The sequence below is a fragment of the Schaalia sp. JY-X159 genome, assembly GCF_014525425.1.
In the GTDB taxonomy this organism is placed as follows: Bacteria; Actinomycetota; Actinomycetes; order Actinomycetales; family Actinomycetaceae; genus Scrofimicrobium.
Genome location: NZ_JACEXI010000002.1, coordinates 357,424 through 374,137 on the forward strand (window position 1 = coordinate 357,424; position 16,714 = coordinate 374,137).

Sequence of the window (16,714 nt, forward strand, 5' to 3'; positions counted from 1 at the left end):
GCCCTACGCAACCGTTCCGAACAGGTTACCCAGCGCGAACGTGATACCCGCAGCGGTCAACCCGATTGCCAACTGCCGCAGTGCACCAAGCCACGGCGCCCGTCCGGACATGATTCCCACCAGGCCACCTGTCATGAGTAGCGCAACTCCCACAATCGCCAGAGAAACAAGAATCGCCGCATACCCCGACATTCCAAAGACATACGGCACCAAAGGGATCACCGCACCGATCGCAAAGAAGAAGAATGACGCCAAAGCCACTTGGAATGGACGGCCCAGGTTCTCAGCAGAATCGTCTTTGACCATCCCGCCCTGCGGCGCAATTAGTTCGAGGGCGACCGTCCCCGTGTCCTCCCCGGGAGGTCCCACGGACTCGAAGATCGCTCGCGCATGTGCGTGTGCCTCTTCGGAGGTTTCCCCTCGGGCCCGGAACAGTAGCACCAGCTCATTTTCTTGCACGTCCAACTGCTTTACCGACCGCGGGTTGAGCGGTTCGGGCGTTGAGGCCTGAATAAGTTCCCGCGCACTGGAAACACTGATCCACTCCCCAGCCGCCATCGACAAAGACCCGGCCAAGAGACCCGCAATACCCGTGGTGAGCACCCAACCGTTGCCCATACCCGCACCGGCAACGCCAAGGATCAGCGCCAGGTTGGAAACCAACCCGTCGTTTGCCCCAAATATCGCAGCCCTGAAGTTGCCCGCAATCTTGTTGCGGGACGCGGTGGCGATTGTGCGAACGACTTCCCCGTGGATGCGTTCATCAGCAACCATCTGCTCGGTCGCATCCGCATCCGTCTCATAGTCCGACCTCTGTTCCGACCTTTGGACGAGGGCGAGGGTGAAGACCGACCCAAACCGGCCCGCCAACCTTGCGAGCATCCGCGAGTACAGTCGCGGTCGAGGCGCCGGCTCTGCGTGCTCACCGAGGAGCGTCAACCAGTGCTTCTCGTGACGCTTCTCCGCGTCCGCCAGCTCCAGCATGAACTCACGAATTTCGCCCTCTTCACGGGCCGCCAAGTTGCGGTAGGTTTGCGCTTCAATGCGCTCTTCAGCCAGGTGACGCCGCCACCTCTTTATCTGTTGGCGTGTTGGCCGAGGGCGTGGCTCCAGCGGTGTGGTTATGGCATCCACAACATCAGCCATGACTGTTGCCCTGCTAGTCGGTTGTCGACGGAATCTCAGCGGTGGTGACACGCGCTTCGACTATGAGCGGTTCCTGCCCCGCCCCCACAATGGTGCGGTACACGGATGAGGCCGCGCGGTCCGTAAGTTCTTCACCCTTGGAGCGCACAAGTCCGGACGCATGATCCGCAGCCGCCTCAATGGGACGGGACACCACCCGCGTGTTGCGCAGCCAGCGTATCCCCGAAGCAAATGTCTCATACGGTTTCGGGCCCAGTCTGGAACCGAGTAGAACTCCCACTGTCAGTCCCGCCGCAAGCGTGAACTTCGTGCCCATTACGCAACCCATCCTTGATTAGTCGTGGCGCCAACCCAGTCGGCACATTTCATCACTGCCCGCCCGGGTAAAGGCACCGCAGTGTTTCCGCGACAATCCTACCGGTACCCTCAGTGTCGTCGACGGGCTGAACTGTGACATCGAGTGTTGCGGCGAGGGCGATCGGCCGACCATCGCCGTCCGCAATGATTGCTAGGTCCCCACGTTTGGGGAGGTCCCCGTCCTCGGGGTAGGAAGAGAGAGGTTCAGTCACCACCAGTGTTGCATCGGCAACCAGTTGCTTCACCAACGCGGTTGCCTCCGTAGCGTCACCGCTGAGGTGCATCCACGGGGGAATCAATGTTGATGCCTGCTGTTGGCCAAAGATCCCCTCAAGGGTTGCCCAGCCGACGTGGTCCCGAGCAAAGGCCCAGAAGTCCGCGACGACCTCGTCCGAGGGTGGCACTGGCACGCTCGATGCAGCGGCGTTGGTATCGTTCTCCATCCGACCAGACTAGGCGATTGTTGTTTCGCTGACGAGTGAATGTCTATGACTCACCTCGCGAGAGGATGCCATTATTCCCAAATCCGGCTAGTTTGGAAGGGTGAGTGAGGTCGAAATCGTAACGCCCCGAGGTATTACCCTACGGGGTACTTTCGTGAACCCTGTTGATTCCACCGATGCGGCTGTCATCTTCTCTCATTCCTTCCTTTGTGACCGTGCCTCCAGCCCCCACTTCCCAACGTTGGCCGCAAAGTACCGCTCCCTCGGCTATGCGACGCTGATCTTTGACTACTCAGGTCATGGCGAATCTGATGACGATGCGATCACCTCTGACCGCCGTATTGAGGACCTGCGGGCCGCTTCCGGATGGCTTGCTGACCAGGGTTTCACAAGGCAGCTTCTTCACGCACACTCCTCGGGCTCCATCTCTGCTCTGCGCGCCCGACCGAAGGCTGTCAAGGCACTGTTCCTGTCCAGCCCCGTCCTGGGTCCGCTGGATTTTGATTGGGAAAAGATCTTCTCTCCCAGCCAGCTTGAGGAACTTGAGAAGAAACATGAGACCTTCATTTTTGAGGACACGGCGGGAAGTCGCACCCACTTCCATGTCACGCAGAAGACCCTGATCGACCTGTCGCTCAATACTCCCGAAGCGCTCCTGGAGAACCTGGAGCAGCCCGCCCTAATCGTTTTTGACCGCGTCGATATTGAACGTGGCTTCGATTCAGAGGTCGCGGATTTCTTCCGTTTCCTTCCTGACGGGTCACGACTGGAGATCGGGTCGGACAGGGACTTCAGTGACGAGGACGACTTGCTCGTCATGTGGGACCTAGCCAAAAAATGGGTGAAGGCGCAGGTGCCCATCGTCAGGCCCAGGCGGTGAGTGGGCCAAGGAACAGACGAGGCCGCCCGAAGAAGCCTCGCGACTACACGTTTGGTCCGGCCCAGTTAGCAGCACGCGCCGCTGCCCTGCCGGTTGTCACCTATCCTGACCTGCCGGTCAGCGCGCGCCGCAAAGACATTGCAGACGCGATTCGTGACAACCAGGTTGTTATTGTTGCCGGTGAAACCGGGTCGGGTAAGACCACCCAGATTCCCAAGATCTGCTTGGAGTTGGGCCGCGGCATCGCCGCCATGATTGGTCACACCCAACCGCGTCGCCTCGCTGCCCGCGCGGTGGCGGAACGCATCGCCGATGAGTTGGGCCAGAAGGTCAGCAAAGAGGTTGGCGATGTAGTTGGCTACCAGGTGCGGTTCACCGACGAGGTCGGACCAACCACCCTGATAAAACTAATGACCGACGGCATCCTGCTGGCTGAAATGGCCGCCGATCCCCTTCTTCGCCGCTATGACACGATCATTGTGGATGAGGCTCACGAGAGAAGCCTCAACATTGACTTCATCCTGGGCTACCTGGGCCGACTGCTCCCCCAGCGCCGCGACCTCAAGGTCATCATCACTTCGGCCACCATTGATTCCCAGCGCTTTGCCGACCACTTTGAGAAGCAGAGTGGGAAGCCTGTCCCTGTTATTGAGGTTTCCGGTCGTGCTTACCCCGTCGAGGTCCGCTACCGTCCACTGTCCGCTGACCTTGCCGCGCCCGACACTGCCGCGCCAGGGGACGAGGACGCCCAGGCACCAGATGAGTCCACCCTTACCTTGGGCACCGCCCTGCATCCCGAACCAGACCCCGGGGAGTTCGCTACCTACGGCTACGGCCTCGGCGACGACATTGACATAGAAACCGCCCTCACCCACGCCGTTGACGAACTGCTTGGGGAGAGCCGCGGCGACATCCTGGTGTTCCTTCCCGGCGAGCGCGACATCATTGAAGCCACCTCGGCCCTCAAGGAACACTTGGGCAACCGCTTTGTCGCCAACGAGCGCGACCCGCACCGTCCCGACGGCGTCGAAGTCCTCCCGCTGTTTGCGCGCCTCAGCACTGCTGACCAGCACCGCATCTACGCCCCTCATTCTCTGCAGCGGGTCATCCTTGCAACCAACATTGCGGAAACGTCACTGACGGTCCCGGGGATCCGTTACGTCATTGACGCGGGCCTTGCCCGCATTAGTCGCTTCTCAAACAAGACGAAGGTGCAGCGCCTTCCCATTGAACCTGTCTCGCAGGCCTCCGCGGCCCAACGGGCGGGACGTGCCGGCCGCACCAGTGATGGCATTGCGATTCGCCTCTATTCCGAACGTGACTTCGCATCCCGCCCCCACTACACGGAGCCGGAGATCCTGCGTACTTCCCTGGCTTCAGTCATCTTGCAGATGAGTGCCCTGGGCCTTGGTGAGGTCAAAGACTTCCCGTTCCTCGACGCACCTAATCCGCGGGCCGTTCGCGATGGAATCCAGCTCCTCACCGAGATTGGCGCCCTCGACAACGACGGCAAAATCACCGCGATGGGCCGTCGCCTGGCCACGCTTCCCATCGATCCACGCCTGGGCCGCATGTTGGTCGAGGCCGACAGGAATGGCTGTGCGTCAGACGTCCTCGTCATTGTTGCTGCGCTGTCGATTCAGGACCCCCGGGAACGGCCACCCGAATTTCAGGAGGCCGCCGACCAGTCACACCGCCGCTACGTCGACCCCACCTCAGACTTCATCACATACCTCAACATGTGGCGTTACCTGGGCGTTCAGTCACGTGACTTGTCGGGTAGCGCCTTCCGCAGAATGTGCAAACGGGAGTTCTTCCACTACCTGCGTTACCGCGAATGGCGCGACATCGCCCAACAACTGCGGCAAATGTGCCGCCAGGTGGGGATTCACGTTGAACCTCTGGGCTTGCCGTCAACGACCTTCATCAACTCACTGCGCGACGAGGCGAACCCCGTTGTCAGCGCCGTCCTTGAGTTCGGGCGCGGCAGTAAGACCGCTGATGCGGATGAGATTCACCGCTCAATCCTCTCCGGACTGCTTTCCAACATTGGCATGTGGGACGAACCGAAACGGGAATACGCGGGGACACGCGGTTCGCGCTTCACCATTTGGCCGGGATCTGCCCTGAAAAAGCGCCGTCCAGAGTGGATTATGGCCGCCGAACTGGTGGAAACGTCACGCCTGTTTGCCCGCACCGTCGCCGGCGTGAAGCCGGAGTGGATTGAGAAGTACGCGGGCGACCTCGCCAAACACATCTACTCAGAGCCGGTGTGGTCGAGGGCGCGCGGCAGTGCGCAGATTTCCGAAAAAGTCACCCTCTACGGTCTGACGCTGGTGGCCGGACGCATGGTCCCACTGACTCGGCTTGGCAACACCGTCCTCGGCCGCGAACGGGGTGGAACTGCCGCGGAATCCCTAGAGCGGCTCACCGAGGCGTCCTCGTCCCTGACTGCCCACGATCTTGCCCGCGAAATGTTCATCGCCAATGCCCTGGTGGATGGGGATTGGCGTGAGCAGCACCTGGCGTTTGTGAAACATAACCAGGGGGTCATGGAAGAGGCCGAGCGCCTGGCACAGCGCATGCGTGACCCCTCGCTGGTGCCGGATGAATCGGTGCGTTACAAGTTTTTTGCCGCACGGATCCCACAGACAATCACGTCGGCAGCGGGCTTTTCAAAGTGGTGGAAGAACCGCCGCACCGAGGAGCCAACCCTTCTCAACTACCGTCTTGAAGACCTGCTACCCTCCGGCGCGCTCCTAGACCCGAACGCGTTCCCGACCGTGTGGCGCTCTGGCGACCTGGAGTTGGATATTCGCTATGCCTTCACCCCGGGTTCGAACGAGGACGGAGTAACCATTGTCATTCCCCTCTCCGTGCTTCCGCGCGTCAAGGATGAGGGGTTTGACTGGCTGGTTCCCGGCCTCCTTGAGGACCTCTGTGTGGCGATGATTCGCGGGCTCCCCAAGCAGAAGCGGCGCTTTCTGGCGCCGGCAACACAGACCGGGAAAGAGATTGCTACTGCCCTGCAGAAGATGCGGGATGGGCAGGACACTTCGCTGAGCGGCGCGACCGATGCGGCCCCCGCGAGCGATACCTCCGAGGCCGCTGACCTACCCGAAGAGGCCAACCCGTACTCTTTGGAGGCGTCCCTGGACCGCCTGCGGTCTTGGGGGGCAAGGAGTGGGAACGTCTCGCAGGGAGCGGCGCCTGCCCAGCGGCGGGCGGACCAGCCCGCTAAGTCCGCATCACGCGAGTCGGCCCCATCCGCTGAACCCACGCCGCGCCGGGTGCGTACCGTGCCCGACTTCCAGGCCTCTTTCATCCGCGCCGTGCGGGATCGCAGCGGCATCGACCTGAGCCGTGACGACGTCAAAGAGGCCGCCGACAAACTGCCCGCTCACCTGCGGATTGGCTTCAACGTCCTCGACGATCGTGGAGCGGTGATTGGCGCGTCCGATTCGCTGCCCTCCCTGCAGCAGCGCTTCTCTAAGAAAGCGGGGGCCGCCCTTGCGACAGCCGTGCAAGAGGCGCTGCAGACCGCTCGTGAGAGGACCTCGTCCAAGCAACGAGCACAAAAGCGATCCCAGCCCACCCAAACGACGCGGGCGATCACGCAAGCTGGACTCGGCGCAAGGGGACTGCAACTCGGGAGTGAGCTCACATCCGAGGACGTCGCCGGTCTTCCAACCGACGCCCTCCCCCGAGTCCTTGAGGCCGAAGATGCTGACGGACTACTGGTACGCGGCTACCCTGCCCTGGTCGTGAAGTCGGCTCCGGTCGTGCCGTCCGGCCGCGCCCCCGGAACCGGCACCACTGCGACTCCACTGGCCATTCGGATTCTTCCCACCAAGGATGAGGCCATTCATGAACACAATGCGGGCCTGACCGCCCTGATGCTGGCGAAACTGCGCCTCGATACCGGGCGCATCACTAGTCGGTGGACTGGCAGGCAGGCGCTGTTGCTAGCCGGATCGCCCTACCCGGATACGCCCTCGTTGGTAGAGGACGCGCAAAGGGCGGCGGTTCGTTCACTGCTCAGCCGCGCCCCAACACGTCCCGAGGACGTGCGGGACGAAGCGGCCCAAGAGGCGCTGCAGGCGTGGATGCGGGACCGGTTTGAAGATGAGGTTCACGCCATCCTTCTGCGCGTGACAAAAGAGGTTGAAGCCTACGCTACCTTCCAGGAAGCCTGCCAAAACCACAGCCAAGACACGTACAAGTACGTCCGCCGCGAGGCGACGCGCCACGCCAAGTCCCTCTTCAACGCCGGGTACTTAGGGAACCAGGACCTTGCCGTTGCACCGCACGTGGCCCGGTACTTACTGGCCGATGCGGAACGTGTCAATCGCGCTTCCCGCGGCCCTGGCGAACTGCAACGCGACAGGACGAATGCCGCCGAACTTGCCGGAGTTGAAGCGGCTATCGCCGCCGCCCAGCAGCGCATGGAAGCCCGCCCCTACTCGCTGAAGCACGATCGCGAACTGGCTGAAATTGGGCTGCTCGCCGAGGAACTTCGTGTCTCTCTGTTCGCTCAAAACCTGGGCACTTCGGCTAGGGTTTCTTCCCAACGCCTACTTCGCCGACTGGAGACTCTGGAACAACAGTGACACCCGCGGAACACTTTGACCCCATGACATTTGCCCAGGAAACACTGGATGTCTGGGGTCTGACCACATGGACCCTGCGCTGGGACCGCGCCAAGCGCCGCGCCGGGGCCTGCGACCATGCGCGCAATCAAATCAGACTCTCCAAGCCACTTTTTGACGTGTTTCCCGAGGACGCCCAACGCAACGTCATCCTGCATGAGGTCGCGCACGCCCTCGTCGGCCCACAGCACAAGCACGATAGACGCTGGAAGCAAGCCGCAATCATGCTTGGAGCACAGCCGCGCGCACTGCTGCCCTCCTCGCTTCCGGAGCCCCAGTGTTCCTGGGTGGGGCGCTGCCAGCGGTGCGGTGCAGAACGCAGACTGCATTCCGCCCCGCGCCGGGTCACCTCATGCGCCAGGTGTTGTAAAGAGTTCGACTTGGACTTGATTTTTGCCTGGTACCACCATGGTCACCCGGAGATTCCCCCGGGTCGGTATGCCAAAGAACTGACACAGATTCGACGTCAACGGCGGTTCAGCTAGGGTTGCGGCATGCCGGATATCGCAACCACACCGATGCCCACGGAATCCACCGCCGACGTCGAACATGAGCTGTCTGGACAACTGCGCGCAGATGTCCGCCTGCTCAGCACCCTCCTTGGCAAAGTCCTGCGGGAAAGCGGCTCACCTCGGTTGTTCGAGGACGTTGAGGCCCTGCGTCACGCCACCATCCGCGCTTACAGGGACCCGACGCGTGAGTCGTTCGAGGACGCCGCGCGCATAGCCGAGTCCTTCACGGTGCAGCGAGCGGACGAGGTCGCCCGGGCCTTCACTGTCTACTTCCACCTGGTCAACCTTGCGGAAGAGCTACAGCGCGTGCGCCTGGTTCAAGAGGGGCGCCCGGAGATTGAGGGCGATACGGACACCCTCCCTAAGGCTTTCGCTAAACTGTCTGAAGAGATCGGTGAGGATGAGGCCCATGCCCGCTTCCAGAACCTGCGTTTCCACCCTGTTTTCACAGCCCACCCAACAGAGGCACGGCGTCGCGCGGTCTCTTCGAGTATTCGCCGCCTCTCTGAACTGCTGGCTGAACGCACGGTAGTTGAGGCCGATGTGGCCGCCCAGCGGCGCATTACCCGCCGCCTCATGGAAGAGATTGACACCCTGTGGCGCACCTCCCCCGTCCGCACCACTAAGCCGGGACCCGTAGATGAGGTTCGCTCGATCATGTCGATCTTTGACGAAACCCTTTACACCACCATTCCCCGCATCTACCGCTATGTTGATGACGCCCTGCAGGGTGAGGCCGCGGGGTGGAAGCAGCCGGTCGTGCCGCCCTTCATGCGTTTGGGAACCTGGGTTGGGGGTGATCGCGACGGCAATCCCTTCGTGACGGCCTCGGTAACCAAGAAGGCGATGGCCATCGCATCGGACCACGTCCTGCGCGGCCTTGAGGCTTCGGCCGAGCGCATCGCACGCACCATCACTCTGGATTCTGAGGAAACTCCTGCGTCGGACGCCCTCGTTCACCTTTGGCAACAGATGGCGGCAGCGGACGAGGACGGAGCGGCCGACGCCTCTGTTCGCGCCCCTGGTGAGCCGCACAAGCAGGTGTTGACGCTGGTAGCCCGGCGGCTTTCTGCGACACGTGCGCGCCACGCTGACCTGGGATATGCGGACCCGGAGGAGTTGCTGGGTGAGCTGGCAGTGGTTCAAGATTCGTTGCTGCTGGCGGGTGCGAACCGGCAGGCTTACGGCAGCTTGCAGGGGTTGATCTGGCAGATTGAAACCTTTGGTTTCCATTTGGCGGAGCTTGAGGTGCGCCAGCACTCTGCGGTCCATGCCCGCACTCTGGCGGCACTTGAAGCAGGCGAAGACCTCAGCGCCGAAACCGAAGAGGTTCTTGAGGTTTTCCGCGCTGTCGCACAGTTGCAGCGCCGCTATGGGCTGCGCAGCGCTGGGCGCTACATCGTTTCGTTCACGCAGTCGGCGGATGATCTGGCGGCCGTGTACGCCCTCGCCGAATATTCCGGGGCCAACCCGGTCCTTGATGTCATCCCGCTTTTCGAGACCTTCAATGACCTGAACAATGCGCCACAGATTCTTGAGGACGCCCTGGCGGACCCCCGGTTTGCAGCGCGCCTGGAACAGACCGGCGGGAAGATCGAAGTGATGCTGGGGTACTCCGATTCGTCCAAGGACGTCGGGCCCCTGGCAGCGAACCTTGCGCTTTACGAGGCGCAGCAGGCAATTGCGCAGTGGGCGCAGGGCCACGACCTCGAACTAACGCTCTTTCACGGCAGGGGTGGGGCGCTTGGGCGTGGCGGCGGGCCCACCAACACCGCGATCCTTGCCCAGCCGCCACACTCTGTCGACGGACGTTTCAAGTTGACAGAGCAGGGCGAGGTGGTGTTTGCGCGCTACGGAGATCCGACAATTGCGATGCGCCACATCGACCAGGTTGCAGCGGCGACCCTGGCGGCTGCTGCGCCCTCGATCGAGGCCCGCAATGTTGAGGCTGCGCAGAAGTATGCGCAGATGGCGGAGCTACTCAGCGTGACCTCGCGGGACCGCTTCGATTCCCTGGTGCAAGCCCCGGGTTTTGCGCCGTGGTTCGCAACTGTCACGCCGATGGAGGAGATTGGGCGCCTGCAGTTGGGATCGCGCCCCGCGCGGCGTGGGCTGTCCGTGGAGTCGCTAGAGGACCTGCGGGCCATCCCCTGGGTGTTCGCATGGTCGCAGGCCCGCATCAACCTGGCTGGATGGTTTGGGTTGGGGAGCGCCCTCGAAGCAGTCGGTGACGTGGAAGTGCTGCAGCGCGCCTACGAAGAGTGGCCGCTGCTGCGCACAGTTGTCGACAACGTGGCGATGAGCCTGGCGAAAGCTGATGCGCGCATCGCGGCAGAATACCTGCGGCTTGGGGATCGGGATGACTTCACCGCGATGATCCTGGAGGAAATGGAACTAACCCGCTCTTGGCTGGCGCGGATTGTTGGCGGAGAGGTGCTGCTGTCGAACCGTCCAGCCCTGCAAACCGCGGTTGAGCTGCGCAGCCCCTATGTGGATGCGCTCTCTTTGCTGCAGTTGCGGGCGCTACGGGTTCTGCGAACCCAGGAAACGCCCACGGTCGACACTTCGGATTGGGAGCACCTGTTGCTGCTGTCCGTCTCCGGGGTTTCGGCAGGACTGCAAAATACGGGCTGATCTGCGGCGGGCCGTGAAATGCAGCATGCATCCCACCCTCGCCCCACTGTGACGAGTTATATATCGAGACGACCTATCGGTTCGATACATTCTGGTACTGTTGACACGACATAGCACCGCGATACATCGTGGCGACATACAGAGGCAGAGAACTGAGGGTTTGTGGGCGTTCGCGGGAGCATGCTTGAGTTGGCTATTCTTGGCGAACTCCAGTACCCCCTCCATGGCTATGAGCTGCGCAAACGTCTCTCCCGCGCAATCGGTCCGCTGCGGCGCCTTTCGTTCGGCTCCCTCTACCCGGCTCTGCATCGTTTGGAGGAACGCGGTCTGATCCGCGTCACATCCCCAACATCACCGGGTCCGCGCATGCCCGCGAAAACTCCAACGGAGTCAACAAGTTCAACTCGAAAACTGGTGTTGTACCAGGTCACTCCGGTAGGAACGGAGTACCTGACGGCATCGTTGGCGGGTGCGGATGTGGATGATGAGGCGTTGCCTCTCACCATCGGGCTCATGTCAAAGGCAACACCGGCAACTCGGCTCAAGCTTCTGAAGGAGCGCCGCGAGCAAGTCCTCGCGCGGCAGGAAGCAGGCCGGGAAGCCAAGCAGTCAAAAGACTTCTGGATCCGTTCAAAAGCGGAACTAGATAGCCAGCAAGCTCAAAGTGAGCTCGACTGGTTAGATCAGCTAATCCAATCTGACGGCGGACCCGCAGTTCAGGGTGGGCCAGCAGTGGAACCAAGTAAGTAAGCAAAGTAAACGGTGTAAAAGCCATCAAGTGAAGGAACTCGAATGAGTAAGATTCGCGTCGCGATTGTGGGCGTAGGGAACTGCGCGTCATCACTAGTCCAGGGCGTTACGTACTACAAAGACGCAAAGCCTGAGGACACCATTCCCGGCATCATGCACGTCCAGTTCGGCGACTACGACATCGATGATGTCGAGTTCGTTGCAGCGTTCGATGTTGATGAAACCAAGGTTGGCACCGACCTGTCAGAGGCAATTTTCTCCGGTCAGAACTGCACGGTTGAGTTCTCGGAAGTCCCCTTCCTGGATGTCACCGTGCAGCGCGCCCCGACACTGGACGGCATTGGCGAATACTACGAGGACACAATTGTTGAGTCTTCCGCAGACCCCGTCGACGTTGTTGCAGCGCTCAAGGCTGCCAAGGCTGACGTACTGGTTTCCTACCTTCCCGTTGGTTCGGAAGAGGCTGATCGTTTCTACGCGCAGTGCGCGATTGATGCCGGTTGTGGCTTCGTGAACTGCCTGCCGGTCTTCATTGCTTCCGACCCGGAGTGGGCCAAGAAGTTCGAGGACGCGGGCTTGCCCATCGTTGGCGACGACATCAAGAGCCAGTTTGGCGCCACCATCTCTCACCGCGACATCGTGCGCCTCATGGAAGAGCGCGGCGTAAAGATCGACCGCACCTACCAGCTCAACGTTGGCGGCAACATGGACTTCAAGAACATGCTGCAGCGTTCACGCCTTGAGTCGAAGAAGATCTCCAAGACCCAGGCCGTCACCTCAAACATGAAGTCGAAGGTGTCGGAGCGCGACGTTCACGTCGGCCCCTCGGATTACGTGCCGTGGCTGGATGACCGCAAGTTCGCCTTCGTTCGTATAGAGGGCACCACTTTCGGTGATGTTCCGATCCAGATGGAGTACAAGCTTGAGGTTTGGGATTCCCCCAACTCAGCCGGCATCGTCATTGACGCGATCCGCGCGGCGAAGATCGCCCTGGACCGCGGGATCAGTGGCCCGCTGTGGGCTCCGGCCGCGTACTTCATGAAGTCGCCTCCGGTGCAGATGGTTGACAAGGTAGCGCGCGAGAAGGTTGATGCCTTCATCAACGGCGCCGACAACGTCAAGCCGAAGACCGGTGGACCTGCAAAGACAGCTGACATCGAGGACTAGGCAGCCAACTCAAAGGCCGCTGCGGGCGCCCAACGCCACCCTCGGTCACCTGGCCAGCGGCGCCCACACGGGTGGCCGCTGGCCATTCTTGTGTCGCGCCCATTTCCGGGGTCCCTACGCGCCTACCCTGCAGAATTGCTACTTCTGAAGCCTCAATTGGCACGAAATCAGCCGCTCAGAGGCTCGACGAGTAGCTTTTCTGCATGCTCGACCATCCCGTTTCTGAAATGTATATGTGGGGGCGAAATGATCGCGTCGGGTAGGTACCCCAGACGCATATTTCGCCCCCACATATACATTTCACGAAAGCCCCGGGCTGCCCGACTGTTTGGGGGCGGTGGGCTGTTGTTTGCTTGTTGTTGAGGTCGGTACCGGCACCGCCCCGTGTCGTAAGGGAGCTACTTGAGCCTTACGGGGCCCGTTCGGCTTGCATAACGATGTGATTCAAGGGTAAAAGAGGCTAACCTCGCCCCGTAAGGCGTAACAGGCTCCGTAAGGCGTAACAGGCTCCGTGAAGCAGACCGAGCGCCGGAGGGGCTGGGACCCCTCCCCTCCACCTAGTCAGCCGGGTGGAGCTCCGCCCGCTGACGCCGCTGGATCCACCGGACCCGGGCGTTCAAGCCCCCGGGCTGAACCAGCGGATACCCCGAATCCCCCGACCCGAACTGGGCGATATCAAACTCGGGCATGAAGTCCGGGTTGAAGGTGCGTCCGCCAATAATGATCTCTTCCAGGTTGGCCAGATCCTCAATCCACTGCGTCGGGTCGCCGCGCACAACCAGGATGTCTGCAGCGTAATCAGGCTCCAAGATCCCCGTCACACCCGCCAACCCAACGGCGGCAGCGCCGCGCGATGTTGCCGCCAACAGCACTTCTTCGACGGGCAGCCCCGAAGCCACCATCTGCATGAGCCCGAACCGGTACGCACTCGGTGGGTACACCGCTCCAATATCGTGTCCCACCACTACCTTCACCCCGTGGTCATAGAGTGCTTTGGCGTGCGGCGTGAAAGTTTCACCTTCAACCGCCGGGTATGAGGGCGGACTACACAAGTCCACATACGTCCCCTGCCGTGCCATCTGGTCTGCAACATCCGCGTCGAAGGCTGTCACCCCGTTTTCCCCGACGAAGGAAGCGTGCGCGATGTAGTCAAACCCGGCGTCAACTGCCCTGCGAATCCCCTGCGTGCCGTGAGCGTGAGCTGCCGCGTGTTTGCCGAGGCGGTGTGCCTCCTCCACAATCACCTCCAGCTCCTCCGTTGTGAACTGTGCATTCCACGGCGCAGAACCAGAGGTCCCAAACCCGCCCGTAGCCATCACCTTGATGACGTCAACACCCGCCTTGTGGTGCGAGCGCACCATATGCCGGATCTGGGTTATCGAATCAACTTCCCCACCGGTCGGCCAAGAGTGTCCCCCCGTGGCGGTGATTTGCGGTCCAGAAGCAACAATCCGCGGCCCTTCCGCAAGGCCTTGGAAGATGGCCTCACGCGCCGCCACATCCGTGAAGTTGCGCGCCCCAAGGGACTGAACGGTCGTCACCCCCATAGACGCCAACTGGCGAGCAACCTTGATCGCACTGAGGGCATGCCATGCACTGTCATGCACTTCCGGATCCGGCACCCCAGGTTCGGCGTTGTACGCAAATCCTCCCAGGTGAGCGTGGGTTTCCACCATGCCCGGCATGATGGTCGCACCCGGATGATGTTCAACAGGCAGCGCCGCATACTCGTCGGGCACCTGCCCTCTAGGGCCTGCCCAGGCAACCTTGCCGTCGACAATAACCACGGCGCCGTCATCCACAATGCCGCCCCGCCGACCCGTGAACACCTTGCTCGCCGTTAGCACCCGGCTTACTTGGGGCGCCTTGGGCCTATCCAGGTTGTAGTCGTTGCTCGCACTTTTCACAGCCATTACTACGCCACCTCCCTGGTTCCAATCTACGCGGCTGGCGCTGCCGATGCTGCCGCAAGTTCCGGCGTCCCAAACCAAGCGTTGAAGTAGGCGTAGAAGTTGACGTTTCCAACCGATGCGCACGCGTCGTAGCTCCCGTTGAAGACGCTCTCATTCGGCTGGTATGGCGTGTAGTTGTAGAGGTTCGAGGTCGCCAGGTTCTCCACAAACACCGGCGTTCCGCCGCAGGCTTCCCCGGGGGCGTAGGGGACAAAGTCCTCACGTTGCGGCGCGGTCATGAACCTTTCGGGCTGCGCCTCGTAGACCCGGAACTGCCGCGCTGCATAGTAGACCTGGGTTGCGAACCCGAAGTATGTGGGGTCGCAGTTCGCGGAGTCCGGGCACGCGTAACCCATCGCGATTGTGTAGCGGGTTTCGTTGAGACGAGCTCCAGAGGCCGTGATGAGCCCCTGTTCCTTCTGCAGCGTGGTGAGCAGGACCTGCGGGTTGATCCCGCAGGCGTTGGCCGCCTTCCAGATTATTGCCGCGACACTGTCCCCCGTGGCGCCCTCGAACCCGCCGGAACAGAACTGGTCGGCTTCGAACGAGGGCGAGTCAGTCCGGTACTCCGTAATACAAGCCGTTCCGTCACGGCCTGTCCGGCACCCCTCATTCCACCTTTGCAGGAACCCTTCAATTTGGGCGAGGTCGTAGGCGGCAACATTGAAGAACTGCTCGTCAGAAATGATGTTGGCGGGGTTGAAACCTTCAAAGGAAAGTGGTGGTGTCACAGGCTCAGGGGGCAGAACTTCAAGCATCCCGGGGCCTGCTCCCTCATCGCCTTCACCCGGATCGCCGCTACCGGACCACGCCGTGAAGATGTTGAACAGCCCTGCGGTGAGCAGGGCCAGAACCACCAGGATCCCCATGGTCCCCAGTAGGCGCCCCACGGGGTTCCGTCGTCGGGCTGTCTTACGCGCCAAGGCCCAGACGCGCGTGGTCAAGAATGTTGTCGGTGGCGTCCTCGAGGATTTCCAGCGTCTCCACAAAGTCATCGATGCCGCCGTACCACGGGTCGGGCACGTCAACGTCGGCTAGCGGCGCCGCGTCGCTGGCGAAGTCGCTCCACAGGCGGATTTCGGCCCGCTTGCCCTCGGGGACGGCCTGCGCCAACCGCTGCAGGGAACGCAGGTGCTCCCGCGTCATGGGGAGGACGAGGTCGTAAGCCGCAAGGTCCGTCCGCGTGATCTGGTAGGCACCGCGCCTTGGCACCTCATATCCTGCCTCGCGGAGAATCTTTTGCGCGCGGTAGTCGATGGGGTTGCCGACCTCATATGCGGTGACGGCAGCCGATTCGACCTCGACATCCATACCCGCATTCCGAGCCGCAGCTTGAAGCACAACTTCCGCCATCGGTGACCGGCAAATGTTGCCGGTGCAGACGGTGAGGATCCGGTAGGTCAAGGTCGAACGACCATCTTCTCGCCTGCCTTCACCCTGGCTTTGATGCGGTTGTCGGCCGGGGGTTTCGGGCAGGTCCCGTAGGGACTCATGTGTGCTGGGAAGATCGTTGCCCTGTTGAAGTCGATGACCACGGTTTCACCATCCACGACCAGTGGTGCGCGACGCCATCCGGCAGTCGTGTCACCATTGGTTTCGTCGTAGAAGATCACCGAGGAGTAATCCGGCCCCTCCCCCGTCACGATAAGCGTCGCGGTGCGGTCCTTGGGCAGCGCGACCTCGGCATCCCCCCAGGCATGCAGGGTGTGGCTGCCCCCGGGTACCGCTGCATCGACCGTGAGGTCTTTGATTTCGGGGTAGCGCAGCATCCGCCCTCGGACAACCCACTTGGGGTTGAACTTGTAGCGTGCGACGCGGTAGTCACTGGCGAGGGCGGGGGCGTGCGGGTCGCGGATCCTCACCCCCGGTTTGCCGAAGCGGTACATGGCTTCAACTTCGCGGCCGCGGGAATCCTTGAGGGAGCGGTCCGTCACCCCGGGTGCAACATCGATGGTGACGGTGCCGTGCACCTCTTCACCATCGCGGTAGATGGGCTGGTCGTCGGGCACTTCGACGGTGAACGTTTGCCCATCCTCGCTGGCGCTCCACAGACCCGGGAAGTTCTCTAACTCCTGGGGCGTTGTACCCAGCCAAGTCAGTTCGACAAGTGAGAACCAGCCGTAGGGATCCTTGAAGGACTCGTCGCGCTCATCGCGCCATTCGCTCCAGCTTTCTTCAGTTCCAAACGATGCCATCTTCGCTCCTCAAGTTGTCGACCTCCCCC

General features: G+C 61.7%; 13 protein-coding genes. 6 read left to right on the plus strand and 7 right to left on the minus strand.

Annotated features, from left to right (window positions below; translation table 11 throughout):
- Positions 1-3: 3 nt before the first annotated feature.
- The 3 genes from IDL90_RS04590 to IDL90_RS04600 are packed head-to-tail and all read right to left on the minus strand — an operon-like array spanning position 4 to position 1,946.
- Positions 4-1,146, minus strand: coding sequence for a VIT1/CCC1 family protein (locus IDL90_RS04590; protein WP_187994516.1), 1,143 nt, complete (start codon positions 1,144-1,146; stop codon positions 4-6).
- A 13-nt stretch (positions 1,147-1,159) separates the two neighbouring features.
- Positions 1,160-1,462 carry a YtxH domain-containing protein gene (locus IDL90_RS04595; RefSeq protein WP_187994517.1) on the minus strand — a complete coding sequence of 101 codons (303 nt, stop codon included), beginning with the start codon at positions 1,460-1,462 and terminating at the stop codon, positions 1,160-1,162.
- Between the two features lie 52 nt (positions 1,463-1,514).
- Entirely contained in the window at positions 1,515-1,946 is a 432-nt protein-coding gene (locus IDL90_RS04600) for a hypothetical protein (protein WP_187994518.1), read from the minus strand.
- Between the two features lie 100 nt (positions 1,947-2,046).
- Here IDL90_RS04600 and IDL90_RS04605 point away from each other — a divergent pair, with 100 nt between their 5' ends.
- The 6 genes from IDL90_RS04605 (at position 2,047) to IDL90_RS04630 (ending at position 12,538) form a co-directional block, all read left to right on the plus strand.
- A complete protein-coding gene (locus tag IDL90_RS04605) occupies positions 2,047-2,826 on the plus strand; it encodes an alpha/beta hydrolase (RefSeq protein ID WP_187994519.1) in 780 nt (259 codons plus the stop codon).
- A complete protein-coding gene (locus IDL90_RS04610; RefSeq protein ID WP_187994520.1) occupies positions 2,784-7,436 on the plus strand; it encodes a DUF3418 domain-containing protein in 4,653 nt (1,550 codons plus the stop codon). The genes IDL90_RS04605 and IDL90_RS04610 overlap by 43 nt, the downstream gene beginning before the upstream one ends.
- A gap of 23 nt (positions 7,437-7,459) precedes the next feature.
- Complete coding sequence (locus IDL90_RS04615) at positions 7,460-7,960, plus strand: SprT-like domain-containing protein (protein WP_182141688.1); 501 nt, start codon at positions 7,460-7,462, stop codon at positions 7,958-7,960.
- A 9-nt stretch (positions 7,961-7,969) separates the two neighbouring features.
- The gene (locus tag IDL90_RS04620; protein WP_187994521.1) at positions 7,970-10,621 is read left to right on the plus strand and encodes a phosphoenolpyruvate carboxylase; all 2,652 of its coding nucleotides are present in this window, start codon (positions 7,970-7,972) and stop codon (positions 10,619-10,621) included.
- Between the two features lie 162 nt (positions 10,622-10,783).
- Complete coding sequence (locus IDL90_RS04625) at positions 10,784-11,371, plus strand: PadR family transcriptional regulator (RefSeq protein ID WP_187994522.1); 588 nt, start codon at positions 10,784-10,786, stop codon at positions 11,369-11,371.
- A gap of 42 nt (positions 11,372-11,413) precedes the next feature.
- A complete protein-coding gene (locus IDL90_RS04630; RefSeq protein WP_187994523.1) occupies positions 11,414-12,538 on the plus strand; it encodes an inositol-3-phosphate synthase in 1,125 nt (374 codons plus the stop codon).
- A 557-nt stretch (positions 12,539-13,095) separates the two neighbouring features.
- Here the strand turns inward: IDL90_RS04630 and IDL90_RS04635 are convergent.
- The 4 genes from IDL90_RS04635 to IDL90_RS04650 are packed head-to-tail and all read right to left on the minus strand — an operon-like array spanning position 13,096 to position 16,685.
- Positions 13,096-14,451, minus strand: a complete 1,356-nt coding sequence (locus tag IDL90_RS04635; RefSeq protein ID WP_187994524.1) for an amidohydrolase family protein — start codon at positions 14,449-14,451, stop codon at positions 13,096-13,098.
- 26 nt (positions 14,452-14,477) lie between these two features.
- Positions 14,478-15,434, minus strand: a complete 957-nt coding sequence (locus IDL90_RS04640) for a hemagglutinin (RefSeq protein WP_187994525.1) — start codon at positions 15,432-15,434, stop codon at positions 14,478-14,480.
- The gene (locus tag IDL90_RS04645; protein WP_262509029.1) at positions 15,403-15,894 is read right to left on the minus strand and encodes a low molecular weight protein-tyrosine-phosphatase; all 492 of its coding nucleotides are present in this window, start codon (positions 15,892-15,894) and stop codon (positions 15,403-15,405) included. Before IDL90_RS04645 ends, IDL90_RS04640 begins: the two co-directional genes overlap by 32 nt.
- Complete coding sequence (locus tag IDL90_RS04650) at positions 15,891-16,685, minus strand: DUF1684 domain-containing protein (protein WP_187994527.1); 795 nt, start codon at positions 16,683-16,685, stop codon at positions 15,891-15,893. The genes IDL90_RS04645 and IDL90_RS04650 overlap by 4 nt, the downstream gene beginning before the upstream one ends.
- Positions 16,686-16,714 lie beyond the last annotated feature (29 nt).